This is a genomic window from Paenibacillus xylanilyticus, assembly GCF_009664365.1.
GTDB classification, from domain to species: Bacteria; Bacillota; Bacilli; order Paenibacillales; family Paenibacillaceae; genus Paenibacillus; species Paenibacillus xylanilyticus_A.
The window spans coordinates 1814028-1839780 of sequence record NZ_CP044310.1; the positions used below are offsets into that span (position 1 = coordinate 1814028).

Consider the following 25753-nt stretch of genomic DNA (forward strand, 5'->3'; position numbering starts at 1 on the left):
TCTTTTTGTATTTATTCCTTGTTTTGTTCTTGAGAATCTAATGAGGAGGAGCGGATATATTGCGGCGGATGTACGTCGTCAATCATCAAAATGCCGTCATACTGATCACGCGGGACAAGGCTCTCAGGGATCATGCCCCAGCTGTATGCAAATCGTGGTTCGAACATCCAGGAGTTCCCGGTCTCTCTGTTCTGGTACCGAAGATCCAGGAAGCTATACGGTGTGTTCGTCGCAGACATAATAGCTTCAATGGAACCGGGTGCTGCTGGCTCAACGGCATGAAGTCCTCCGGAGTTATCTGCTGTTTGGCCGCTTGATGCATACAATCCCAAAACATAACTGTATTTTTTCATTTCTTCCGAAAGTTTCTCCCCCATCATGGTTATGGGATAGGGCGAGCCCATGACTTCGCTCTGCGCCTTTCTGATGTGATCATTATGTCCCCATACTATAAATTTTTCGTTTGGATAAACTTCGGTTGCAAGCCACATGAGATTGTCATGCATCGCCTGATCGCGCCATTCCATGGAATCTAGAAATGTCTCATAGTTGCCCTCATTCATTTCACTTGTAGCACGGATGGAAAGATCGACATATTCCTTCGCGACGCGAATTCGATCACTGAGGCTTCGCTCTAGCAGCATGGAAAGCTTGGGCTGATCCGGGTATTCTTTTTGCAGATAGGCCTGGTTCGGTTCGGATCTCAGGGATTGAAGAACGTCTTGGTATATCTGGATGATTTTATTTTTCTCAGCTCGATAGGCTTTCAGGTCCGTTCCTGCAGAGAAACTGGCTAGTTTTTGTTCCGTGTGTGCGAGACGATTCGCAAGTTCTTTATCCTTCAGCCACTTACCATCCAACAACGGGAATTGCAGCTGCATGTCGAAACCGGTTAGAATGAGGGGCTGTTCGGTTTTTGTACTTGTTTTGAGGTAATCGAATAAGGGCATCATTTCCTTGGACCACCAGACGCCGAAAATGGCGTTTTTCATCGTTTGCTCCGCATGCTGCTGGTTGGCCGTGGCATTAGCCAGCGACGTGTTGGAGAGACCGCTCTCAAATGCCAGAACATTGTATCCCATTTCCTGATGCAAAAACTGGATCAGCCGGGTCTTCGCCAGATTAAACTCGGCAACCCCATGAGAGCTTTCACCAAGGAATACAATTCGCTTGTCATGGAGCAGGGGTCTCAACATCTCGAGGTCCGAGAAGGAATCGCTCTCCTGACCTGTCTTCGCAGGCTGGATGCTCTCCAGTCGATATGCGTGATCTCTAGCCCACTTGTTCCATTCTGCAATTTTCTCATCCGATTTTTTTGCAGTTTCCACCTGGGTTACCTGTCCATGAATGGTCTCCACAGCGGTTGATGAAGCTGCACCTGCATATCCGGTTGGGTAGAGCAGATTCACCAGCATGACTGTAGACAGTGCAAGCACTGCACCCGTTTTTCGTTTGCTGAAATAGCTCAAAATAACGCCTCCTCCATCTATAAATATCATAATGATTCCGTAAAGAACGTTCCGGCTTATGTCTGCTCATCGTCCCAGAACAGATCATTCAGTGTTCTGGAGAGTGCCTTGCATATGGCGATACATAAGCTGAGAGACGGATTATACTTGCCCAGTTCTATGAGACCAATGGTCTGCCTCGATACACCGACGATCCGTGCCAGATCATCCTGTGATAGATCTTTTTCTACCCTGGCGACTTTCAATCGTATATTTTTCATGCCCATTCACCCTTGTATCCTTTCTATGAATCACACTGATCTTTACTTGCGGCCTTTTGACTCGCCTTGTTTGCAAAGTGATGAACGATGACATTAAACCCTGCAAAGAGCGGGATGTAAAGCAGCAGTGAAAATATGAACACGAGGAAGAAATACCACCACTTCTCATGTGACGTATCGGCAAACATAACCGAGCTTCTTATGCCCAGGAACAAGGCCATCGAAATACCGATAATGAGACCCGTAATTACGTTTCGCTGGCTATACGAAATTTTGCTTGTCTGGTCGTGGACCTCAACTTCATCCGAATAAATGCCCAGCATGACGGATCGAACTCCGAAATAAATACTTCCTGCGAGAATGACGATCAATTCCGTCAACATGGAATACGTTTCCCATTGGAAAAAACTTTTGACCAAGATGGAGATGCCGCATAGATACATAATTAATATGTAAGCTTCCTTGTACACCTTGTTTTTGAGATTGACGATACGCTCATCCTGGTTGCCCTTTTTGTTGAACCATTTCATGATTGACCTCTCCTTTGTAGGAATTGAAAATGTGGAGAATATTTCCTATGGGCCTTATGATAATATTATTTGAGTCTTTTTGCAATATATATATGTCATTTTGTTTAATATAGGATGCATGTGGTGGGGATGGAAACCTGAAATTGTTCGGATACCATACAGCGATCATTAGAAGGTGCTGCCATCAGAGCAGCAATTTGTTCATCCAATAGGCATTGATGTACTGCCCATTTGGTATGGTTTTTGGTAATATATACAAAGTGTTTGATAAGACTGGAGGTCATACATAACATGAGAATCGTGGATAACATCAAGGTATGGGGGGAGCCGCTGGAGAATGCAGTGAGTCAGGCAGTGACGTGTTCACAGCATGGAGATGTGCTTGGCGTTGCACTGATGGCTGACCATCACAAAGGGTACTCGCAACCGATCGGAGGTGTTGTCGCCTACCGTAACATGATTAGTCCTTCGGGCGTTGGATACGATATTGCCTGCGGAAACAAGGCGGTACGTACAAATCTCATGTGGGAGGATATCAAGGAACAGATTGCCGTTATTATGGATGATATCAATGCAAACGTATCGTTCGGCGTGGGTCGCAATAATCCAACTCCGGTTGATCATGAGCTGTTTGATGATGCGAGTTGGAAGCTGTTCGATTCGATTGAACCTGGGCTGCAGCACAAATTAAAAACACTCGCACGCAACCAGCTTGGTACCGTAGGCAGCGGCAATCACTTTGTGGATATTTTCGTAGAGGAATTAACCGGTAAAGTATGGGTTGCGAATCATTTCGGCAGTCGGGGGTTTGGTCATAAAGTCGCGAGCGGTTTCCTCAATCTGGCTGCAGGTCGTGAGTTCAGCGGGAAAGCGCCTGGAGAATCCATGGATCAGCCACCAACGTTGTTTGACTTGAACAGCGAAATGGGCGAAATGTATTGGGATGGAATGACACTCGCAGGCCGGTATGCCTATGCAGGACGAGATTATGTTATAGAACAGGTGCTTGGTATTCTTGGGGCGAGTGCGGAGTACTCGGTGCATAACCATCATAACTTTGCCTGGAAAGAACAGCATATGGGCGAAGACGTGGTCGTTGTGCGGAAAGGAGCCACCCCGCTGGCACCTGCACAGCTAGGTTTTGTCGGAGGCAGCATGGGAGATATCTCAGTGATTGTGGAGGGCATCCACAGCGAGGAGAACGCGGAATCCTACCGCAGCACGGTGCATGGGGCTGGACGGATCATGAGTCGTACCCAGGCTGCCGGGAAAATGAACTACAAGCTGCGCACTCGCATGGGCGGCGAAATAAGTGAAGAACAGATGCATGCGGCCATTCGGGCGTATGGCGTGGAGCTGAGGGGTGCAGGCACGGACGAAAGCCCGTTTGTGTATAAAAAGCTGCAGGATGTCTTGAATGCTCATGCAGACACTCTGAAAATCAACCATGTGCTGCGCCCTGTTGGCGTTGCCATGGCTGGTGGCAATGAATTTGATCCATATAAGGACTAGTGAGCTAGGTTCTGTCCGGGAGTCCTTGTTTAATTATGAATGATATGAACTTAATAGAAAAAGGTGAGCACCATGAGAAACTGCGCATTATACAGCTCCCAGTTTGACCTGGACCAGCTGTTTGAACTGATTCAATCCATCTATCCACAGGATAAGATCATACGCAAGGAAGACAAGACGCATATTCAGGTTATCCGCAAGAAGTGGCTCAGTAAGAAAACCAAGGGCTTCAACATCATGACAAGTCAGACACATCCTGAAGAATTCGCTTCGATGATGAATGGCATGATGGGGTTCATGAGTCAGATTGAAGGACGTAACCCGGCAGTACAGGAAAAAGTGCTGATCAAATGCTCGACCCTGAACATGGTCATTGGCATTGAGACCGAAGAGGATATATCGGAGGAGTTCTTCCAAGAATTGTTGAAGCTTGCTCAAGGGCTCGATGCGGTTATTTTTTGGGGAGGCGGCTCCCTGCTGGACGCACAAGGACAGCTGCTGCTGGACGTGAATGGGGAATCCGAGGTAGAGGATTACCAAGTGACAGCGCACACGAGTCTTTTGGATGATGTCAGACCACCGTCCGAGTCAGGCACTCGCCGCAAGGAAAATTCCGAGTCGATTATGGCAGCGCAGGGAATTCCATTCAATGTGCACTTACCCGCAAGGGCTGGAGATGAGCATACAACGATCCGAAGTGTGGAAGAAGTGGCACAAAGAGCGGTAGCCTTATGTCTCGCAGCACTCAAGGGTGAGTGCCTCGGTGCAGGAGAAAGTCCAGAAGACACAGCAGCACTCGTTCAGGAAGTCATCGACAAGTACGATGCTGCCTCATTTTTCTCCCCTGCGGAGAAAAGATTTATTCTGCAGTATGGTGCGCAGCAGCAGGAAGTCATCACCTTTTCGTGGGGATACGAGGCTTACCACGTCATGTTGTGGGCGCTTGGTTACGTCGATGAGCTGGGAGCTCCAGTAGAGCTATGTAACGTTGGACAGGCCGTAGGTTATTTGCAGCAAAAGGACAGCTTCGAGGACTTCCTCGCGGGTGCATCCCTGCGCAGCAAAAGTGAAATTCTCGATGCGGCCGACCTGATCTATCGCTACAACTGGGTATGTGTGAACAGCCGGATTAATGAGCAAACACCTCCCGCGGGATTGAATGGAGGCGTGGCTTACGAACGCCACCGGGCATTGAATTGGCTGATCTGTTATATGGATCAGGAATGGGATGACGTGCGGACAGATACGTAATAGGTTTAGCGGACTTTGATATGTTAGGCATGACTTTAAGATCCCCCAGCCAGTAGAAACACTGGCTGGGGGATTTTTTGTCGTTAGCGTGGTTTATCCGCTATGCCGGCCATATTGCTCCCGAATGAGGACATCAGCCATGATCAGCTTTTTCTCCACATTACTTTCCGGGTTTATAATGCGCCACAACATCTGGTCCACTGCACGTGCACCGATTAATTCCTTGTTCACATTGACCGTGGCAAGCACGGGAATATTGTCGTACGTGTTATCAAAACCGGTGACAATACATTGTTCAGGTACGCTAATCCCCATGCTCTCCAGTGCTTCAATGGTGTAGAGTGCGAAGAAGTCATTGGCACATACAAAGACCTCTGGCAAGTTCGCTTCATGGATCACAGAGGTAAATGTTTGCCGGAAATCATCAACCGCAGGACTGCACAATTCAGGTATCTGATTCATCTCTATCCCGTTACCCATAAGCACAGAACTGTAAGCAATCCAACGTTCATAAAAGCTGTGGGCGTCACTGGTGTTTCCAACAAATTGAAAGCTTTTGAAGCCCTTACGAAGGAGATATAGCATAATTTCACGCATGGAAGCAAAGTTATCCGTAAAAATGCTGTCACTGTGGAAGACTGGATCGAGATGATCCACCATAACAACAGGTATTCCCAGACGTTTGATTTCTAGCAAAATAGGTGTCGTTATTGAACCGACTGTAATAATGCCCCGAATGGCATCGGGATTCAGCAGTGTAAATAATTGATCTGTAGAAGGCTCGGTCAGAGTGAGGATGTTAAACCCTTTCTGGTTCAGTCTGGATGATATCCCGTTAAAGATAGGACCCCAATAGACGGATTCCTGGTTCTGATAACGGACATTGGGAAACAGAATGAGAATCGTTCCGCTCCACCGTATGTTTTGAGGGTCGTGAAGTTCATTGCCGTTGTTCATATCGCCAGATAACAGGCTGTTATCTTTGAAATATCCAAGTTTGCCAGCGGCCTTGAGGATGATATCACGTGTCTGGTCGCTCACACCGGATTTACCCGAGAGCGCACGTGAAACCGCAAATTTTGACAGACCCGTAAAATGTGCAATTTCCTGAATTGTTACCTTCGTCTTCATCATACCATCCTTACATTCTTAGTTCTGCCGTATTCTTGACCATGTAGCATGAAACTGATTCCAGTATATCATGATATATTTCCTCTAATCTAATAACGGATACAGAATGAAAAATGTTAGTGTTTATATCGTTCGAAGTTGGACAAGAAACTGGAATGATGAAGTTTGGTGAGAGAAAAGATCGGAATATGTCACTCGTTATTATCTTTTTGTTATTTTTATAAAATAACAAAATTTTAGAGAAATAGAGATAGTGAATCAAAGTTTAGGATGAAAAAAATCTTTCTAGATTGCTTCTCATCAGCGTATTTATGGGTTATATCAGCATAATATCAGATAAAATAGAAAATGTTAACAATAAAATGTTGACGCTTACATTTGGCTATGTTAAATTTTGTTTGTTCAAACCAAACGTTAAAATAACAAATGGTGGTGGTGTGCTGATTTTATTAGGTGAGTGAATGCTAGTGATTTGATATGACCATTTCAGGCATACACATTCGGGGAGGTTGTAAAAAACATGATTAGAAAATGGAACGTTCTGCCGTTAATGTTACTGGCCGTGATGCTTTTTGTATCCGCTTGCAGTGGAGGTGGGACAGCGCAGAATGGCACGAATCCAGAGGGGACTCCCAATTCGGGCACCACGACCGAAACCGCCGGAACAGAGACAGAAGGCGAGACAGAAGAGGTGGCAGCGAATGTACCGGATCTCGGTGGACGTGTCATCAAGGTTGCTGCCTGGTGGGATCTGACGCCAGCGGGGGAGACAGCATCGGATAAGGCCCGTCTCGATAAGATTGCTGAAGTCGAAAAAAAATATAACGTAAAAATCGAGTTTGTTAATGTCCCGTTTGAAGAATATATGAATAAATTCACCACGACTGCGCTGGCTGGCGAGCCATTCGCAGACATCGTCCAGATGGAATACAAGTCCGCTCTTCCCGCAATCCTCAAAGGGCAGCTGCTGCCGATCTCCGAATTCACCACAGCCGAGAACAACATCAATCAAGAAGCCAATTTGATTACCAAATATCCGGCCATCGCCGGTGATTACTACTCATTCGATAATCCAATCAGCATTGGTCTGGGACTTCACTATAACCGTGACCTGTTCAAAAAAATGTCGCTGCCTGATCCACAGGAGCTCTATAACCAGGGTAAGTGGAATTGGGACAAATTCATGGAACTGGCCAAACAGGCAACGAAAGATACGGATAACGACGGCAAAATTGACGTATACGGATTCTCCGGCTGGCCGATTGACGTGCTTCGTCACTTTACCGCTGCCAATGGCGGCACGATCGTAGATGACGAAAATGCAAAAGAAGGATTGTCCGATCCCAAAACCATTGAAGCAGCCGAATTCGTTAAACGCCTGTATAACGTGGAGAATGTCGTGAAGGTTAAAACGGGCGACAAAACCAACTGGGAGGAAAGCAATACATTCAAGGACGGAGACGTTGCCTTATTCACTGCCGCTGAATGGCAGCTGGGCGATATCACCTTTGCCGCTGGTGTAGTTCCCATTCCGAACGGACCTCAGGGCAGCAAGGATATAACCTACGCCAATAACGCAGCCTCAGCGAAATTCATTCCCAAAGGTGTAGAGGATCCTAAGATTGTCTACCAGATTTATGAAGAGACCTATGATATCCCGCAGATTGAAGAGTATCCGGGTCAGGATTACCTCGAGAGCCGTTATACCGACGAGAAGGACATTGCCATGATTCGTGAGCATATTGCCGGTACGGGACGTATCCTGCTCGATGATGCCTACGCAGGGTATCCCATCGGAGATTATGTGAACGACATCATCAAAAACAATGCGTCCGTTACAGCGACAGCTGAGAAATATAAGGCTCAGGCACAAGCTGCAGTTGATAAACTTGGCAAGCAATAACACCAGCAAGTGATTCAGAGAGGGGGTTTCCAGTGCCTGTAATCATGCACGAAACCCCGTTTTTCTGAATTCCAACCAGGGTGTTGCTGGCATCAGCCTTGATGAGGAGGACTCGTAGAATGGCTGGAATTCTACAACGAAACCGATGGATCCTGCCTACTGTACTCGTAGCGGCTGCAGCCGGCATTTTGCTGTTTTTCGCTTCCGGTACGGATGTGGAGAGTGCGGATGTCCCGCCTGGCAGTCTGCCAGCTATTGAGGTGGATGCAATCTTGCAGCAGACGAGGCAGAAGAAGGGATACGAACAATATGTAATCCAAGCAGGTGAAGCATTGCGGCCAAAGGTGGATATCACCATTGAAGTGGGGGACTACATACGAGCTGAGGGTGACGAGGTCCGCAAACTGATCGATTATGAAGGCAAGGAAGGGGTTTCCTTGTATACAGGCGAGACAGGAGAGGTCGATTGGGTTGTCGATGTGCCGGAAACCGGAATGTACAATCTCTCTGCAGTTTATTTTCCCGTAGAAGGCAAAAGTTCCGCGATTGAGCGTGCACTTTATATTGACGGTGAACTTCCATTTGCGGAAGCGGCTTATTTGCAATTTGACCGGGTATGGAGCAGTGAGAAAGAACCAATTGAACAGGATAATCAGGGGAATGATCTTCGTCCGAAGCAGGTGGAGAAACCCCGCTGGCTGGAAGAGACGTTCCAGGATTCAGATGGATACGAGCAGGCACCATTCAAGTTCTTTCTTGAAAAAGGGGAACACACCCTAACGCTGAAATCTACGCGTGAACCGATGGTCATTCGATCCTTGCGGCTCTTCAACGAGAAGAATGTCCTTCCTTATGCGGAAACCGTAGGGGCACAGCAGACGGATACTTCCGGACAGCCAAAAGATGTACTCATTCGGATTGAAGGAGAAGCGGCCATTGCCAAATCCTCACCAACGTTGTACCCGACCAGCGAAAGATCAAGTTCAGCGGTATTCCCGTATAGTGCTTCCCAGGTGCGCGTCAATACGATTGGTGGTTACAACTGGCGTTTGCCGGGACAGTGGATTGAGTGGGAGGTCGATGTGCCGGAGAGTGGACTATATCATATCGGCTTAACTGCACAGCAGAATTTTGTCAAAGGCATCTATTCCACGCGCAAGCTGACCATCGATGGTGAGGTCCCATTTGCCGAGATGGCAAAAGCACCTTTCCGCTACCAAAGCGACTATCGCGTGGATGTGCTGGGCGGGAAGGAACCCTACAAGTTTCAGCTGGAAAAAGGCAAACATGTCATACGGCTGGAGAACAGCCTGGGTGACTTCGCACCGTTGATCCGCAATGTAGAGGATAGTCTGTATAACCTGAACTCCATGTATCGGCGAATTCTGATGATCACTGGCACCAAGCCGGATGAATTCCGGGATTACCGGGTGGAGAAGCAAATTCCGAATCTGCTGGAGGTATTTGCCGGGGAGAGTAAACGACTCAAGGACGTGGCAGCGCAGCTTCGCCTTCTATCTGGCCAGTCCAGTGATCAGGAAGCGTTGATCAAGACGATGGCACAGCAGCTGGACGAGATGATTGACAAGCCGGATACCATACCAAGACGGCTGGCAGCTTACAAAACGAATACAGGTGGGCTCGGAACATGGGTGCAGCAGGCACGGGAGCAGCCGCTTGAAATTGATGCCCTGTATGTCACGTCCATTGACACCAGTATCCCTCATAAAGGGATGGGAGCGCTGGCGAAGGTCGGCCATGAAGCGAAGACATTCTATCATTCGTTCTTCATTGACTATAACCAAATCGGCAATGTTGCCACTTCAAAAGACCAGCGTACGGTGACAGTTTGGATCGGCAGTGGACGTGACCAGGCGAATACGATGAAGGCGATGATTGATGAGACCTTTACGCCGGAGAGCGGCATTAATGTCAATCTGAAGCTGGTGAATATGGGGACGTTATTGCCGGCTACGTTGTCCGGTGAAGGACCGGATGTAGCGATGCAGATCGGCAATGACCTGCCGGTAAACTTTGCTATGAGGAACTCGGCAGTGGATCTGACCAAGTTCGCTGACTATACCTCAGTGGAACAGGAGTTCAGAGAAAGTGCGATCATCCCCTATGTCTATGATTCGGGAGTGTATGCCCTGCCGGAAACACAGACCTTTAATATGCTCTTTTACCGAAAAGACGTGCTCGCAGAACTGGGGCTTGAAGTCCCTCAAACGTGGGAAGACGTCGAAAGTCTGCTGGCTATTCTGAGCAAAAACCATATGGAATTCGGCATGCCGGTTGTGACTCAGGCCAATATGCAGGGTGTCAACATTCCGCCCAACTCGCAATACGCAACGATGCTTCTACAGAATGGAGGATCCTTCTACCGCAACGATGGCAAGGAATCCGATCTGGATTCACGTATAGGGATCGAGACATTCAAGCAGTGGACAGAGTTCTATACCGATTACAAGCTGGAGCGGGAATATGACTTTGCCAACCGCTTCAGAACAGGGCAGATGCCGATCGGCTTGACGGATTACACGATGTATAACCAGCTATCCGTATTTGCACCGGAGATTCGCGGACTATGGGGCTTCGTTCCTGTCCCGGGTACGGTACAGGCGGATGGCACATTGAATCGGGATGTGCCGGGCGGAGGCAGCGCAGTCATGATGCTGGAGAGCGCCAAGGATAAGGAAGCCGCGTGGGAGTTCATGAAATGGTGGACCAGCACACCGGTACAGGCTGAATTCGGCCGCGAGATGGAAGGACTGATGGGCGCAGCTGCGCGTTATCCAACGGCCAACATCAAGGCGCTTGATTCATTGCCGTGGCCAGCTGAGGATTATGCCAATCTTAAGGCACAATTCGAAACGGTGAAGGGCATTCCCGAAGTGCCAGGGGGTTATTTTACCGGGCGCCATCTGTTCAATGCCTTTTACAAGACGGTGGTTGGTCAAGTGGAAGCCAGAGAATCCATTATGGACTATACCCAGTATATTCAGGACGAGATTCGGATCAAACGTAATGAATTTGGTCTTCCGTAAGCAGAGGGAGGGTTAACAGTGTCACAAATATCACTCCGAGACGGTCAACACAGTCCTCCTGAGAAGGCTTCAAGGATGGGCATGAAATCATGGTGGAGCTGGAAGCTCCAGGAGATGAAAGCCAGCAAGCATTCCTATGTCCTGCTGGCTCCCTACATGATTCTGTTCACCATGTTTACCGTGATCCCGGTTGTTATCTCTATCATTCTCAGCTTCACCTATTTCAATATGCTGGAGTTTCCGCGATTTATTGGCTGGCAGAACTACACTCGGTTGTTTTTGGAGGATGACGTATTCCTGATTGCCATCAAGAATACGCTGCTGTTTGCCATTATTACCGGACCCATCAGTTATATTGCCTGCTTTGTGTTTGCCTGGATCATTAATGAATTGACGCCCAAATGGAGGGCATTCATGACGTTGATCTTCTACGCGCCATCCATTTCAGGGAATGTCTACTTTATCTGGTTGATGATCTTCTCGGGCGATCGCTACGGTATTGCCAATGGATTATTGATCCGATGGGGCTTTCTGCTGGAGCCGATTCAGTGGCTGAAGACCGAGGCGTACATCATGCCTATTCTTATCCTTGTGCAGCTGTGGCTGAGCTTGGGTACAGGGTTTCTGGCATTCATCGCCGGATTGCAGACAGTTGACCGGACGTTATATGAAGCAGGTGCGGTAGACGGCGTCAAAAATCGCTGGCAGGAGCTCTGGTATATTACATTGCCTTCCATGCGGCCGCAGCTAATGTTCGGTGCAGTCATTCAACTCACCACCTCGTTTGCCGTGGCAGACGTCTCCATCGCACTCGCTGGGTTTCCAAGCGTGAACTATGCGGCTGAGACGGTGGTCACGCACCTGATCGACTTTGGTACAACACGGTTTGAGATGGGTTATGCTTCGGCGATTGCAACCGTACTCTTCATGATTATGGTGGGCACTAACCTGCTGGTACAGAAATTGCTGCGAAGGGTGGGAGAATAGCTATGGCTGCAATTGCGACAGGCAAAAAGCGGGTGAATCGCTCGTTATCCGGCAGTCTCTCCCTGTTTGCCCTTCTGCTCGTATTTGGCGCCTTTATGGTACTGCCGCTGATCTATGCGATCAACAATGCATTCAAACCGCTGGATGAGATTTTTACTTTTCCACCGACGTTGTTTGTCAAAAATCCAACGTTCAGCAATTTTACGGATCTGCTGAATCTGCTGAGCGACTCGTGGGTGCCCTTCTCACGATATATATTCAATACCGTTTTTATTACGGGCATTGGCATTGTGGGCCATGTACTTTTGGCTTCAGCAGCAGCCTATCCACTTGCCAAGCATAAATTTCCGGGCAAAGTGTTCATGTTCCAGGTCGTTGTGCTATCGCTCATGTTCACCCCTGCGGTAACGGCGATTCCCAATTATATGATCATGTCCTGGCTTGGCTGGATCGACACCTATTGGGCCGTTATCATTCCGGCATTCGCCTATTCACTTGGCCTGTATCTGATGAAGCAGTTCATGGAGCAGATTCCGGATGCGCTGCTGGAAGCGGCGAAGATTGATGGTGCGAGTGAATACCGGATCTTCTGGTCGATCGTCATGCCGAATGTGAAGCCGGCCTGGCTGACCTTAATCATACTGCTGTTCCAGATGTTATGGGGCAGTGACGGCAATGGCTACATTTACAGCGAGCAGCTCAAGACACTGCATTACGCAGCAGGCCAGATTATTCAAGGCGGAATATCCCGGGCAGGAGCAGGTGCTGCGGTGGCACTTATTCTGATGAGTGTGCCGATTACACTGTTTATTTTCTCGCAGAGCCGCATTATTGAGACGATGGCGAGCTCGGGCATGAAGGATTGAGGGGGAGCGATATGGCACGCACAGTGAAAAGATGGCTTGTTCTCCTGGCGGCAGTATCCCTGCTGCTGGCGAATGCCGTGCCTGCGGCAGCTTCTTCGGCGCCGTATGAGAGTTATAACTACAACTCCTGGAGAGAAGCCGTTCCTTCCCCGGATGCGTATCTGCCCAAACGAACCATCTCGGGCAGCGATTTGGGCATTGGGGAATTCAAGGATCCCAGTGATGTGAATGTATCTTCATCCGGTCAGATCTATATTTTGGATAGCGGCAACAGCCGGATTGTCATATTGGACGCAGAGTACAAGCTTCTTCGGGTCATGGACGGGTTCACGAGAGAAGGCAGCAAGGAAACATTCAACGCTCCCGGTGGACTGTTTGTGGATGAAGAGGAGCGAATCTACGTCGCAGATACCGGGAACAGTCGAGTCGTGATCCTGAATGCGGACGGACAATTGGATCGGATTATCAATGCTCCCGAGTCGGATGTTCTGGCGACGGACTTTCAGTTCCAGCCGCTGAAGTTGACGGTTGACCATGTGGGCCGGGTTTATGTGGTAGCTCAAGGCGTTTACGAAGGAATCATGCAGTTTGACGAGACGGGGAAGTTCATCGGTTACGTCGGCACCAATAAGGTGGAGCGGGACTACGGCGAATATATCTGGCGCATGTTCTCCACCAAGGCCCAGCGGGCACAGATGGTCCTGTTTGTACCGACCGAGTTTTCGAGCGTGGATATCGACCATAAAGGGTTTGTCTACGCAACCAATATCGATCCTGGTTCGAATGAGCCGATCAAACGACTCAATCCGTCCGGAGAAGATGTGCTGAAGCGGTTTGGTTACTTTGACGTCAAGGGGGACATCCGGTTCCGCAACAACACAGGGCCATCCAAGCTCATTGATGTGAAAGTGCTGGGCAACGGCATGTACAGTGTACTCGATGCGACACAGAATCGGGTGTTCACTTACGATGACGAGGGTCATCTGCTCTATATCTACGGTGGCAAAGGAAATCAGGTGGGCACGCTCAAAACACCCGTTGCCATTGAACAATCCGGCAATCACCAACTGGTTCTTGACCGGGGAAAGAGCAATCTGGTGGTCTATGAGCCGACTCGGTTTGGAACCCATGTGAATGAGGCGGTTGCCCTTCATTATCAGGGTGAGGATACGGAAGCTGTGCATATCTGGCAAGAAGTACTGAAGCTGAATGCCAATTATGACATTGCCTATATCGGTATCGGCAAATCCTTGCTCATGGAGAAGAAAAATAAGGAGGCTCTCGGTTACTTCGAGCTTGGGATGGACCGCAAGAGTTATTCGGTGGCGTTCAAAAGATACCGGCGGGAGATGATGAAGGAACATTTCGGCACGTTCTTGACTGCAGGTATTGCCCTGATTTTCATTCTGATCCTGGCCCGGGTGGCGGTTAAATGGAGACGGAGGAGGCAGATTGACCGTGAAGCAGGATTACATTAAGTTTCCGCTGCATCTCATTTTTCACCCTATCGATGCATACTGGGACCTCAAGTCGGATAACCGGGGACGGATGCTTGTTGCCTTTTTGGCACTCGCGCTCACCATCATCATGATGACTTTGCAAAAGCAGTACGCGGGATTTCTCGTCAATTTTACTGATCCTCGCACCATCAACAGTATTGTGGAGATTGCAACGGTGGCGGTGCCGTTCTTTCTATGGTGCATTGCCAACTGGTCGGTGACGACGCTGATGGAAGGGGAAGGCAGGTTCAGGGAAATCTTTCTGGCGACAGGATACTCGCTCATTCCGGTTATTTTGATTTATGCCCCGATGATTGTGATCAGCCGGTTCATGGTGCAGGAGGAGACTGCTTTTTATTATCTGTTTAACAGCATCGCCTTCTTCTGGTTTCTGCTGCTCCTGTTCATTGGCACAATGACGGTGCACCAATATACGGTCTTCAAAACGATCATTACGATGCTGCTGACGCTTGTTGTGATGGGGATTATCGTTTTCCTCGGAGCGCTCGTGTTCAGTATGCTGCAGCAATTATATGAATTCGGTTATAACATATACCGCGAGTTGATTTTTCGGACCTAAAGGAGGCGGCATCCGTGATCAAAAGGCAACGATTATATACGGTGCTGGCCAGCGGCACAGCTGTGATTCTGATGACAGCCGGACTGCTGTATATGAACAACAGGGGATTACCCGCTATAGAAGTAGCAGCTTATCTGGAAGCAACAACCGAGGCGATACCAGCCGAAACGGAGACACTGAAGTATCTAGCGGATACCTCGCAGGGTGTGCCAGGCATGCAGTTGGTCGCTGAGGACCAGGGTTTGGCGCTTTATTATAACGAGGAGACAACCGAGATCGCCGTGCGTGACGGAGCTAGCGGAGAGATCTGGTACAGCAATCCGAAAGAACGCACCCAAGATGGCCTGGCCTCGGCTTATGAGAAAGAAGTTCTGTCGTCCCAACTCAACATCTCCTTCCGGGATGCGATAGGTACACTGGAGAACTTTCCGAATTTCAGCACCAGTATTACCAACAAACAATTTGTTGCTGCCAATGTGGATGGGGGAATCCGGATTACCTACACCCTTGGAGATACCTCGCTCGGTATTGATGCATTGCCCAGATTGATTAGCAAACAGCGTCTGGAGGAAAAGGTTCTTTTGAAACTGGATGCTACCGCTGCAAGGTATGCTTCTGCCCGTTACTATCCAACCAAGGACAACCCGGATGTTCTGGAAAGGCTGGACGGACAGATCTCGAAGCAGCTCGTTCTGAACAAGATGCTGGATGCCTTTGAGACAGCGGGTTACACCGCAGACGATCTTGCTTATGACAATCAGGAAAACGGGGTTGAAGGTGGCGGGGTATCGGATAAGCCAAGCTTCGTCATCCCGGTGGAATATCGGCTGGATCAAGGCTCGCTGGTGGTGATCGTACCTCTGAGTCAAGTGGAAGAGAGTGGTCAATATCGTATTCGTAACATGGATTTACTCGCATACTTCGGTGCTGCGGATACCAGAGGCGAAGGGTATATGTTCGTGCCGGACGGGTCAGGCAGCTTAATCCATCTGAATAACGGAAAGGTCAAGGAAGAGCAGTATGTACAGCGTGTATACGGTGCAGATCCTAACGACAATTCGCTCAGTCGGCCCCAGGTCAGCGAATCAGCCCATATGCCTGTATTTGGTCTCAAGAACGGGGAGCATGCCTGGTTTGCCGTGATTGAAAAAGGAGACGGAATGGCCAGCATCTCTGCCGATATCGGAGGCAGGCAGAACAGTTACAACCATGTGCATGCGACCTTCTCCCTGCGTGGGGAGGATGAACTGGAGATGTATACCTCGCAGAAAATGCAGGAGATTCAACTGCTGAGTGAAGAGCCTTATCGCGGAGATATCCAGGTCCGATATCATTTCCTGCATGGAGAAGATGCCAGTTATTCCGGTATGGCTCGCCTATATCAGCAGCAGTTGGTGGATGGGGGTGTGCTGAAGCCGCTGGAAGAACAGACGGAGCTGCCGTTCTATGTGAGTGTACTCGGTGCAGTCGACCAAAAAGCCTCTTTTCTGGGTGTGCCTTATCGGACCACACTAGCCATGACGACGTATGAACAGGCTGCCCGCATGGCAGCAAAGTTACAGCAGGAAGGTGTGAGCCGCGTACAGATGAGGTATCAGGGCTGGTTCGGTGGCGGGTTCAGCCACCATACACCGACCCAAGTGAAGCTGGATCGTGAGGTAGGCAGTCGTTCTGAGCTGCAGGAGCTGTCTGCCCAATTGCAGCAGTCTGGGGGAACGTTATTCCCTGATGTGGCATTCCAGCGGATCTATCATGATGACTCGCGTTTTGCGCCGTCTTCCGATGCGGCCCGGTTTGTAACCAAGGAGACCGCGGAATTGTATCCTTACAGTCCTGCTCTCAACCGAATGGATCAGAGCAAGGACAGCTATTATCTGCTCTCGGCTGCGAAGCTTCCTTATGTGGTTGGCGAATTTGCCGAGACCATTTCAAAACTGGAACTCAGCGGATTATCACTCCGTGATCTCGGGCAGGTTCTAGCTTCCGATTATCGGGATAGCCGTGTCATTCACCGCGAGACGACCAAGAACATTGTGAAGGAGCAGCTTGGCAAGCTGCAGCAGGAATATCCCAGCATGATGTTATCATCGGCTAATGCCTATGCATGGGGATATGCGGAGCATGTAGTGGATGTGCCTCAAGGCTCCAGTTGGTTCAACATTACCGATGAGCAAGTTCCTTTTTATGAAATGGTCATTCATGGTTATATGAACTACGCAGCATCTCCCTTGAATACAACAGGAGATCAGGATCTGCGCAAGCAGCTGCTGCGAAGTCTTGAGCTTGGTGCAGCTCCGCATTTCCAATGGACTCATGAACCATCATCCAGGCTGAAGTTAACGAATTATGATTCGGCTTATGCTACTGCGTACGAAGATTGGATAAATGACGCGGTTGTTCTGTACAAGGAAGCAAATGAGGTGTTGAAAGGGTTGGGGAATCAGCAGATGACCGGGCATGAACGAATTCAGGAAGGCGTGGTCCGGGTCACGTACAGCGGCGGTACGACTATCCTTGTAAACTACACTGACGATCGGGTAACTGTAGACGGAGTGTCAGTTGGCAAAATGGACTATGCCGTGGAAGGAGTGAGCCAATGAGAACTCTGCGTTTATCATTGAAATCACGGAGAGCACTGCTCGGTCTGGCATTTATCTCGCCGTGGCTGCTTGGTTTCATCTTCCTTTTTGCCGCACCGCTTCTGCAATCGATTCGGTTCAGCTTCAGCAACTTGTCAGTGGCTCCCGGAGGATACGTTCTTGACTTTGTCGGACTGAAAAATTTTAAGGATGCACTTCTCGTGGATGCTACCTTTAACCGGATCCTGATTGATTCGGTTGGTGCCATGCTGCTAAATGTGCCCATGATATTGTTTTTCAGTTTGTTTACGGCGACCCTGCTGAATCAGAAGTTCAAGGGCAGAACCATGGCGCGGGCAATCTTCTTCCTGCCCGTTATTCTGGCCTCCAGTGCAGTAGCGGCAGCTGAATCTGCAGGTCTGATCAATCTGATGGGCGACGCCAGCGCCGTTGAATCGACGGCTGATGGAGGAGCTTCGTTTAACGTGATTTCGATCGTGCGGATGCTGGCCGATGTAGGACTCCCGCTGGCCTATGTGGATTATATCGTGGAAGCGATCATGCGAATTTACGAGATTATTAGCCGCTCAGGTGTTCAGATTCTGATCTTTCTCGCCGCCCTGCAGTCCGTACCCGGTTCCATGTATGAAGTAGCCAAAATCGAAGGGGCAACCGCCTATGAATCATTTTGGAAAATTACATTTCCAATGGTCAGTCCGTTGATACTGACAAATGTCATTTATACGATTATTGATTCATTTGCTGGAAGTCCGGTCACACAAGCTATCTACCAAACTGCATTTAAGACCCAGAATTTTGGCCTGAGCTCGGCGATGTCCTGGCTCTATACACTGGTGATCGGGCTTGTGCTGCTCATTGTTGGCTGGGTATTGTCACGGCGGGTGCATTACAACTGACGGATCATGTAAAAGGAGGGCTACTAGACTATGGCTGTGTCGGGAACGGATCGCATGGTAGTGGTTCCGAAGCAGAATTATCAACTGCAGCGAGTTCGAAATAAAACATCGGACCTACTGTATTCCATATTCAGATATGCATTGATCATCGGCATTTCATTTATTATTCTGTATCCGTTATTTCTTAAAATCTCGGTTGCATTTAAGGATAAACAAGACATTTATAATCCAACCATTTATATGATTCCCCAGCATTTCACGCTGGACAATATCAGGCTGGCGGCACAGGTAATGGATTACCTGCCCTTGCTCGCGAACACCTTGCTGTTTGTTACCATAACGACGCTGTTGACGGCAATATCCTGTGCGCTTGCCGGATATGGATTTGCCCGCTTTACTTTTCCAGGCAGCAATGTGCTCTTTGTGTTGGTGATTCTCACTATTCTGGTGCCGACAAGCACGTTGATGGTGCCGATGTATCTGCATTTCCGCAGCTTCGACTTTCTGGGCATCATACAGCTGTTTACGGGCAGGGAGGGGGTCAATCTGTTAAACACCTATTGGCCTTCCATGATTACTGCAGCGACGGCCGGAGGGCTGAAGGCAGGGCTGTTCATTTATATTTTTCGACAGTTCTTCAAGGGTATGCCCAAAGAAATCGAAGAAGCCGCACTGATTGATGGCGCGGGCGGATTCCGTACATTTGCCCGAATTATGCTGCCCAATGCCATTTCACCACTGATCACGGTTATCCTGTTTTCTTTTGTGTGGCAGTACAATGATACGTTCTATTCGGCGCTGTTCATGAGTGAAAGTTCACTGATCTCGCTGAAGGTCGCTTCATTACCCGCTCAAGCGAATCAGTTGATTCCTCAGCTGATGGGGTTTGGTTCGAGTTCCGGCATGAAGGCCGATCCAAACTATGTTGCGATGATCGTGGATACAGGCATTTTGCTGGCGATTGCGCCGCTGATTATTTTGTATCTGTTTGTACAGCGTTATTTCGTGGAAAGTATTGAGCGTTCTGGCGTTGTTGGTTAAGCGGGCTTGGTGTACTCATATGGGATACGTAATTCGGTTCATTTTGATATTTGGGTGGCTATGTACCCTGCCTTGGAATGGAGGATTATCAATGACAGAAAATAAGATAAGCAGTACCTTGGTGAATCATGATGCGACTTCCGAGGCCAGGGAATTGATGAGGTACTTGGTAAAAAGTTATGGGTCTGCAGTACTTTCGGGTCAGCAGGAATACAGCAACCTGAACTGGATTAATGAGAACACGGGACGTAAACCGGCTGTGATTGGGTTTGATCTGATGGAATACTCACCTTCAAGAACAGAGCGGGGGGCGACCTCCGAGGAAATACGAGATATGATTGCATGGCATCAGCAAGGCGGGATCGTGACCTTGTGTTGGCACTGGAATGCCCCGTCTAACCTTATCGATGAACCTGGCAAAGAGTGGTGGCGGGGATTTTATACGGAGGCCACAACGTTCGATCTCGCCTCCACGCTGGCTCACCCCGAATCGGATGAGTATGCCTTGTTGATCCGGGATATCAATGTGATCGCCGGGCATCTGCAAGAGCTTAAGGATGTAGGTGTACCCGTGTTATTCCGCCCACTTCATGAAGCTGAAGGAGGGTGGTTCTGGTGGGGAGCAAAAGGACCTGAACCTGCCAAACAGTTGTATCGTCTGCTGTATGATCGATTAGTTAACCAACATGAGCTAAATAATCTTATCTGGGTGTGGAACTCGGAACAGCCGGAATGGTATCCGGGCGATGATGTTGTGGACATTGTGAGCGTGGATGTATATCCGAAAGCAGGGGACCATGATCCACTTGCAGAACGTTACGAGAACTTACGGAATTTGGTGAGTGACAGCAAAATGATAGCACTCGCGGAAAACGGCTCCATTCCTGATCCGCAGCAGATGGAGGAGCAGGGCATTCATTGGAGCTGGTTCTGTACCTGGACAGGTGAATTTCTGAGGGGTGGCCAGCATAATACTGTGGATTTCTTAAGAGAAGTGTACAACAGCGACTATGTCATAACTCTGGATCAGTTGCCTGAGTGGAGCTGGAAATAGTCGTTCAAGGCGTTCAGCGCATCGTGAACCTAAAAAGCGTTAGCATGGCATAAGTAATTATGCGGATGCCAGCGCTTTTTTCGTTGTGATTTTTATAGATACTGATGTGGATCAAATGTAAGGGTTACTCGCTGTGCTGGATATCAGAGCATTAATTTTCGGAAATAAAGTCTCATTGGAAGTGAACAGAACGTAGGATTGATGGGTTGTGCGGATTAGGATGGTTTCAGAAGCCCCATACGCTGCACCGATTCGAATGGCTGAAGGCTCACTTCCACCATAGGTTTCATCAAGCGTAACGGATTGGATGTCTGGGATCGGAATGCTAATTTTAGAAAACTGCCAGCGAATAATCAGCTGATCATGTTTTTGCTCTACTTTTACACCTAACATCGTATGTCCTCCTAATCAGTCATGATTATAAAGTGAACCACTTTTTTATTAGTTTATCATTAAATGGTTAATATTTCCTCGTTAATAGCGAAATATGTTAAATAAACCATGAAGGCTAGACCGAAATGATGTACAACAGTTATTTCCATCAATGTTCACATGATGTACACTATGACTAATAAATGTAAGGGACAGAAAGGTCTAAATCGCTATGAGAGAAGAAGTCGTCATATCCGAATATGACCCAAGATGGGTTGAGGAATATCACGTAGAACGCAATAACATCATGAAAGTGCTGGCAGAAATCTGCGTGGATTTTGAACATATTGGGAGTACGTCTGTGCCGGGACTTGGGGCGAAACCATTAATCGATATGATGGCAGGAGTACATGAGTTGAACGATGTGAAGGCAGTACATATAGAAGCATTGGGAGAACTGGGGTACGAGTATGTACCCAAGTCGGATTTCCCGGAACGTTTGTTTTTCCGAAAAGGACAATGGAGAGCAGGTACGCATCATCTCCACGTCTACAAGTATAGGAGCCTGGAATGGACGGATAACTTGCTGTTTCGCGATGTTCTCAGAAGAGACTCGGAGGTTATGCAAGAGTACTACGCGTTGAAGAAAAAGCTGGAACAGCAGTTCAGACATGACCGTGTGGGATACACCGCAGCTAAGGCTTCTTTTATTCCATCCGTCATCCAGAAGGCCAGACTGCACGAGGCATAAATAACGCCAGTTTTAATAGAAGAGTGTATATATATATCGCTGACAAAGGCGTGATCTGTATGACAGACCTGAACGCATATCAGACCTCTTCCCAACCATGCGTTATTCGGATGATAAGCCGTATCGTAAGCAGGTGTACACCAAAGATGAAATTCTGCAGGTCGTTCAGTTCTATGGGTGGCCTCAGGAATGGAATCGGAATGGTGAAAGGGGCCCGGAACGTTATATTGAAGTTCAGGTGTGGGATGAGCTGATCATCCAACCGTACCAAGGCATTTAAGGTCTACTTACTGCCATGATTACCAGTGCAAAAAAGTGCAATTGCAGGAAATACGGGTGTTCGTTATAGTGAGTGAAAGCTTTGAGGTGACCAGGAACAACCTCATTCCAGGGTCAGTCAAAGCCCCTTTTTTAATCGTTAATCCGATTAATACGATAGGTTTAAGAGACTAAGGAGGATGGGAAAGCCTATGCTAAATGTGGGGAACCGTAACACCCGTAAATTGAACTGGATTATATCCGTTGTGTTGGTCATGTCTGTCGTGCTTAGTGCATGCGGAAGTCAAGAAGCGGGGCAAACGAGTAAAAGTAGCGGCAGCAGCGGCAATGCGAATGATCCACTGGAGGTTAGCATTATGACCATTACACCCAGTGCGGTTCCTGCAGCTGATGACAATGTAATCAAACGGGCGATCGAAAAAGCGACGAACTCCAAGATGAGTATTCAGTGGGTTTCGAACAATATTTACAGCGACAAGCTGAACTTGACGCTCGCTTCTGGCGATATTCCTGATCTCATCATGATTAACGATCCGTTTGGAAGCACCTTTACCAAGATGGTCAAGCAAGGAGCGTTCTGGGATATCACGCCATATATCCAGGAATATCCGAACCTGAGCAAGGGCATTCCCGATATTGCCTGGGAAACAACCAAGGCAGCAGACGGCAACAATTATGGCATACCACGCCCTAGGCCGGTGACGGGAGATTCCTTTTTCATTATCCGGAAGGACTGGCTCGACAAATTAAACCTGCAGGTGCCTGAGACAACAGATGAATTATTCGATGTTATGAAGGCATTCGTGGAACAGGACCCTGATGGCAACGGACAACCGGATACAACAGCGCTTGCTGCTTATGTCAGTCCGGATGATCTCGGTTGGAATGGCAATCTCGGCCCGGTACTGGGTGCCATTGAGAACTCTTTTATCGGAAGCAACAGCAGTTGGAAGTGGGATAAAACCGAGGGGAAACTGGTATACAGGGAGCTGCTTCCCGAGGTCAGGGAATCCCTTCAATATCTGACGAAAGCCTACAGCAGCGGCATGATGCCCGAGGATCTTCTGTCGCTGAAGCTGACACAGGCAAGGGAATTGTTCAAGCGCAATCAGGCAGGCATTATTGTGGACAAGACAGGCACGATGCGCAAAATCTATGCCGATGATCTGAAGAAAGTCGATCCTTCCTTTAAGTACACGGACTTCTACCCTCTGACCAATCTGAATGGCTACAACCCAAAAGGCTCGGGTTACAACGGCATTCTGGCGATTCCTGCAAGTGTACCGGAAGAGAAGATGAAACGAATTCTCCAACTCGTCGATACCTGGATGAACCCGGAAGTGTTTGAAATTCAGCAGTTTGGGATTGAAGGTACCCATTATGAAGTGGTCGATGGCAAAAAAGTAGCAAGTACCGAGAAATTAACGGCGGACAACGCCTCGGATTTTAATCATATCGTTAACGTTATTGATCTTCCCTGGGATACCACGGGTGAGACAGAAGAAGAGACCCAGGCGAATGAACTATTCAAAAAAGTGGAGGCCGAACGAGACAAAACGAGTGTAGCCGATCTGTCTGCGGGTCTTCAATCGGAGACTGGACAGAAGATTCTGCCCGAATTAAACAAGAAAATACAGGATCTCAAGGCCAAAATCATTCTGGGCCGGGAGCCCATTGAAGCATGGGATACCTTTGTGGAATCGTTGCGGAATGATCCAAATGTCCAGGCCATGAGTGATGAGATGACGGAGGCTTACAAGAAAAGAAACGGACAATGAATCTGAGGGAAGGAGCTGCAGCCCATGAGCGTAACCGAGCAGCACTTTAGCACACACAAGGGAAGGCAGACTTCATCCAAAAGAAACAGACGCACGAAATGGCTCTCCGCGCTGCGGCGCGATCGATCATTATATTTGCTTGCTCTACCGGGCATCCTGTTCTTTCTCATTTTCAAATATATCCCGATGTGGGGCATCGTCATTGCGTTCCAGGACTATTCCCCCTTCCGAGGAATTCTGGGCAGTGAGTGGGTTGGGCTGCAGCACTTTACCACCTTGTTTGCCAATCCAGACTTTGCCTTGCTGTTTCGAAATACACTGGCAATCAGCCTGCTGAATCTGATCTTGTTTTTTCCATTCCCGATTCTGATCTCGCTGGGGCTCAATGAGCTGCGTAACATGACGTACAAGCGATTGATTCAGACGGTGATCTATATGCCGCATTTCCTCTCCTGGGTCATCATTGCGGGACTGACACTCCTGCTGTTCGCCAAGGGGACGGGATTGATCAACGAGCTGTTTGCCTTATGGGGCTGGCCGAGGGTGGACTTTCTGACGAACCCGGACAGCTTCTGGATCATGGTCACCTTGCAGGCGATGTGGAAGGAAGCCGGCTGGGGAACGATCGTTTTTCTCGCTGCCATGGCAAGTGTGGATACCCAGCTGTATGAGGCAGCACGAATGGATGGGGCGGGACGGCTCCGTCAGATCTGGCACATTACGCTTCCTGCCATCCGGAGTGTCATCGTCGTGCTTCTCATTTTAAGACTGGGGGACATCATGGAGGTAGGATTTGAACAGATCTTCCTGATGTACAACGGTGCTGTATCTGAAGTGGCTGAAGTATTTGACACTTATGTATACCGTACGGGAATTGAGCAGGGAGATTTCAGCTACAGTACGGCGGTTGGATTATTCAAATCAGTGGTTGGACTGGCGCTCGTCGTGATTGCAAACCGTTTGGTGAAGCGCATGGGTCAAGAAGGGGTCTATTAGTACCTGTGTTTCCGGTCCGTGTCTATAAGAACTAGTGGGAGGGAGGAGGTCTTGAGATGCATCGTTTGAAATGGAGTGAGAGGATTGGTCAGTCTCTGAATGCAATCGTTCTTGGGCTGCTGGCGGTGGCGATGTTTTTTCCGCTGTACTATGTTTTTGTCGTTTCGTTCACCGATCCGGGAGAATATCTGCAAAAGAAAATCGTACTCTTCCCGCAGCGCTGGTCTGCGGAAGCTTATACCTATCTGCTCTCCACGCCTGCCTTCGCACGCTCGCTGGGGAACAGTGCCTTTCTAGCAACTGTAGGCACAGTGTGCAGTCTGGCCGTATCCTCTTCCCTGGCCTATGCCTTGTCCCAGAAGAGGTTTTATTTCCGAAAAGTACTGATGTTCCTGATCGTACTGACCATTTTGTTCAGTCCGGGAATTATTCCGAACTACTTGCTGGTCCGGGAGCTCGGGCTTATCAATAACATCTGGGCATTAATTCTGCCTGCGCTTGCCAATGGCTGGACGGTGCTGCTCATGAAAAATTTCTTCGACAGCCTGCCTGCGGAGATCAGTGAAGCGGCCTCCATCGATGGTTGCAGTGCGATCCGGACCTGGTACACGATTGTACTCCCCTTGTCGATGCCTGCACTTGCGGCATTTGGCTTGTTCTTTGCGGTAGGATACTGGAACCAATTTTTCGCGGCACTTTTGTATTTGAATGATTCTGCGAAGTGGCCGATTCAGGTGCTGCTGCAAAACATGCTGCTGAACGCGTCCAATATTGATCTGGTCGCACCTGGACAGCAGGTAGAGACACCACCGACAGAGATGTTGAAGATGGCCGCCATCATTGTAGCCATTCTGCCGGTGCTGATGGTATATCCGTTTATTCAGAAGCATTTTGCAAAAGGAGCTATGGTTGGCTCAGTGAAAGGATAAATCTGCATTCAGGTGGGTATTC

The 25753-nt window shown here is 48.7% G+C and carries 22 protein-coding genes; 17 read left to right on the forward strand and 5 right to left on the reverse strand.

Translation table 11 applies throughout. The features are described from left to right. Positions 1-11: 11 nt before the first annotated feature. From F4V51_RS08260 to F4V51_RS08270, 3 genes are read right to left on the reverse strand one after another with little or no spacing between them, the layout of a single operon-like run. The gene (locus F4V51_RS08260; protein ID WP_323131806.1) at positions 12-1469 is read right to left on the reverse strand and encodes an erythromycin esterase family protein; all 1458 of its coding nucleotides are present in this window, start codon (positions 1467-1469) and stop codon (positions 12-14) included. Positions 1470-1525: 56 nt separating this feature from the next. Further along, positions 1526-1729, reverse strand: a complete 204-nt coding sequence (locus tag F4V51_RS08265) for a helix-turn-helix transcriptional regulator (RefSeq protein WP_095288443.1) — start codon at positions 1727-1729, stop codon at positions 1526-1528. A 23-nt stretch (positions 1730-1752) separates the two neighbouring features. Further along, positions 1753-2259 (reverse strand): DUF6773 family protein, encoded by a 507-nt coding sequence (locus F4V51_RS08270; protein ID WP_153977618.1) that lies wholly within the window; start codon positions 2257-2259, stop codon positions 1753-1755. A gap of 291 nt (positions 2260-2550) precedes the next feature. Between F4V51_RS08270 and F4V51_RS08275 the strand changes: the two genes are divergently transcribed. Beyond that, positions 2551-3771 (forward strand): RtcB family protein, encoded by a 1221-nt coding sequence (locus tag F4V51_RS08275; protein ID WP_153977619.1) that lies wholly within the window; start codon positions 2551-2553, stop codon positions 3769-3771. A gap of 72 nt (positions 3772-3843) precedes the next feature. Further along, a complete protein-coding gene (locus F4V51_RS08280; RefSeq protein ID WP_153977620.1) occupies positions 3844-5022 on the forward strand; it encodes a DUF4272 domain-containing protein in 1179 nt (392 codons plus the stop codon). A 93-nt stretch (positions 5023-5115) separates the two neighbouring features. Here F4V51_RS08280 and F4V51_RS08285 read toward each other — a convergent pair whose 3' ends face one another. Then, positions 5116-6156: a LacI family DNA-binding transcriptional regulator gene (locus F4V51_RS08285; RefSeq protein WP_236146725.1), complete on the reverse strand. Its 1041-nt coding sequence runs from the start codon at positions 6154-6156 to the stop codon at positions 5116-5118. Positions 6157-6673: 517 nt separating this feature from the next. Here F4V51_RS08285 and F4V51_RS08290 point away from each other — a divergent pair. The 10 genes from F4V51_RS08290 to F4V51_RS08335 all read left to right on the forward strand — a co-directional run bounded on the left by F4V51_RS08290 (position 6674) and on the right by F4V51_RS08335 (position 20626). Then, positions 6674-8056: an ABC transporter substrate-binding protein gene (locus F4V51_RS08290; RefSeq protein WP_416226519.1), complete on the forward strand. Its 1383-nt coding sequence runs from the start codon at positions 6674-6676 to the stop codon at positions 8054-8056. 119 nt (positions 8057-8175) lie between these two features. Further along, positions 8176-11103, forward strand: coding sequence for an extracellular solute-binding protein (locus tag F4V51_RS08295; protein ID WP_153977621.1), 2928 nt, complete (start codon positions 8176-8178; stop codon positions 11101-11103). Positions 11104-11178: 75 nt separating this feature from the next. Further along, positions 11179-12090 carry a carbohydrate ABC transporter permease gene (locus tag F4V51_RS08300; protein ID WP_095288390.1) on the forward strand — a complete coding sequence of 304 codons (912 nt, stop codon included), beginning with the start codon at positions 11179-11181 and terminating at the stop codon, positions 12088-12090. Positions 12091-12092: 2 nt separating this feature from the next. Continuing rightward, on the forward strand, positions 12093-12956 hold the full coding sequence (locus F4V51_RS08305) for a carbohydrate ABC transporter permease (RefSeq protein WP_017689719.1): 864 nt from the start codon (positions 12093-12095) through the stop codon (positions 12954-12956). Between the two features lie 11 nt (positions 12957-12967). Then, on the forward strand, positions 12968-14434 hold the full coding sequence (locus F4V51_RS08310; RefSeq protein ID WP_153977622.1) for an NHL repeat-containing protein: 1467 nt from the start codon (positions 12968-12970) through the stop codon (positions 14432-14434). Continuing rightward, positions 14415-15035, forward strand: coding sequence for a YIP1 family protein (locus tag F4V51_RS08315; RefSeq protein WP_153977623.1), 621 nt, complete (start codon positions 14415-14417; stop codon positions 15033-15035). Before F4V51_RS08310 ends, F4V51_RS08315 begins: the two co-directional genes overlap by 20 nt. A 14-nt stretch (positions 15036-15049) precedes the next feature. Beyond that, entirely contained in the window at positions 15050-17635 is a 2586-nt protein-coding gene (locus tag F4V51_RS08320; protein WP_153977624.1) for a DUF5696 domain-containing protein, read from the forward strand. After that, positions 17632-18531 carry a carbohydrate ABC transporter permease gene (locus F4V51_RS08325; RefSeq protein ID WP_153977625.1) on the forward strand — a complete coding sequence of 300 codons (900 nt, stop codon included), beginning with the start codon at positions 17632-17634 and terminating at the stop codon, positions 18529-18531. Before F4V51_RS08320 ends, F4V51_RS08325 begins: the two co-directional genes overlap by 4 nt. Positions 18532-18561: 30 nt before the next feature. Continuing rightward, positions 18562-19572: a carbohydrate ABC transporter permease gene (locus F4V51_RS08330; protein ID WP_095359178.1), complete on the forward strand. Its 1011-nt coding sequence runs from the start codon at positions 18562-18564 to the stop codon at positions 19570-19572. A 91-nt stretch (positions 19573-19663) separates the two neighbouring features. Then, the gene (locus F4V51_RS08335; protein ID WP_236146726.1) at positions 19664-20626 is read left to right on the forward strand and encodes a glycosyl hydrolase; all 963 of its coding nucleotides are present in this window, start codon (positions 19664-19666) and stop codon (positions 20624-20626) included. A 111-nt stretch (positions 20627-20737) separates the two neighbouring features. Here F4V51_RS08335 and F4V51_RS08340 read toward each other — a convergent pair whose 3' ends face one another. Continuing rightward, on the reverse strand, positions 20738-21019 hold the full coding sequence (locus F4V51_RS08340) for a SunI/YnzG family protein (protein WP_153977627.1): 282 nt from the start codon (positions 21017-21019) through the stop codon (positions 20738-20740). A 211-nt stretch (positions 21020-21230) separates the two neighbouring features. Here F4V51_RS08340 and F4V51_RS08345 point away from each other — a divergent pair, with 211 nt between their 5' ends. The 5 genes from F4V51_RS08345 (at position 21231) to F4V51_RS08365 (ending at position 25731) form a co-directional block, all read left to right on the forward strand. Beyond that, positions 21231-21749 carry a GrpB family protein gene (locus F4V51_RS08345; RefSeq protein WP_153977628.1) on the forward strand — a complete coding sequence of 173 codons (519 nt, stop codon included), beginning with the start codon at positions 21231-21233 and terminating at the stop codon, positions 21747-21749. A 97-nt stretch (positions 21750-21846) separates the two neighbouring features. Further along, positions 21847-22029 carry a hypothetical protein gene (locus F4V51_RS08350; RefSeq protein ID WP_201281189.1) on the forward strand — a complete coding sequence of 61 codons (183 nt, stop codon included), beginning with the start codon at positions 21847-21849 and terminating at the stop codon, positions 22027-22029. A 190-nt stretch (positions 22030-22219) separates the two neighbouring features. Continuing rightward, a complete protein-coding gene (locus tag F4V51_RS08355; RefSeq protein WP_236146727.1) occupies positions 22220-23806 on the forward strand; it encodes an extracellular solute-binding protein in 1587 nt (528 codons plus the stop codon). Between the two features lie 24 nt (positions 23807-23830). After that, positions 23831-24802 carry an ABC transporter permease gene (locus F4V51_RS08360; RefSeq protein ID WP_153977630.1) on the forward strand — a complete coding sequence of 324 codons (972 nt, stop codon included), beginning with the start codon at positions 23831-23833 and terminating at the stop codon, positions 24800-24802. A 56-nt stretch (positions 24803-24858) separates the two neighbouring features. Beyond that, entirely contained in the window at positions 24859-25731 is an 873-nt protein-coding gene (locus tag F4V51_RS08365) for a carbohydrate ABC transporter permease (protein WP_153977631.1), read from the forward strand. The last annotated feature ends 22 nt before the right edge of the window (positions 25732-25753 follow it).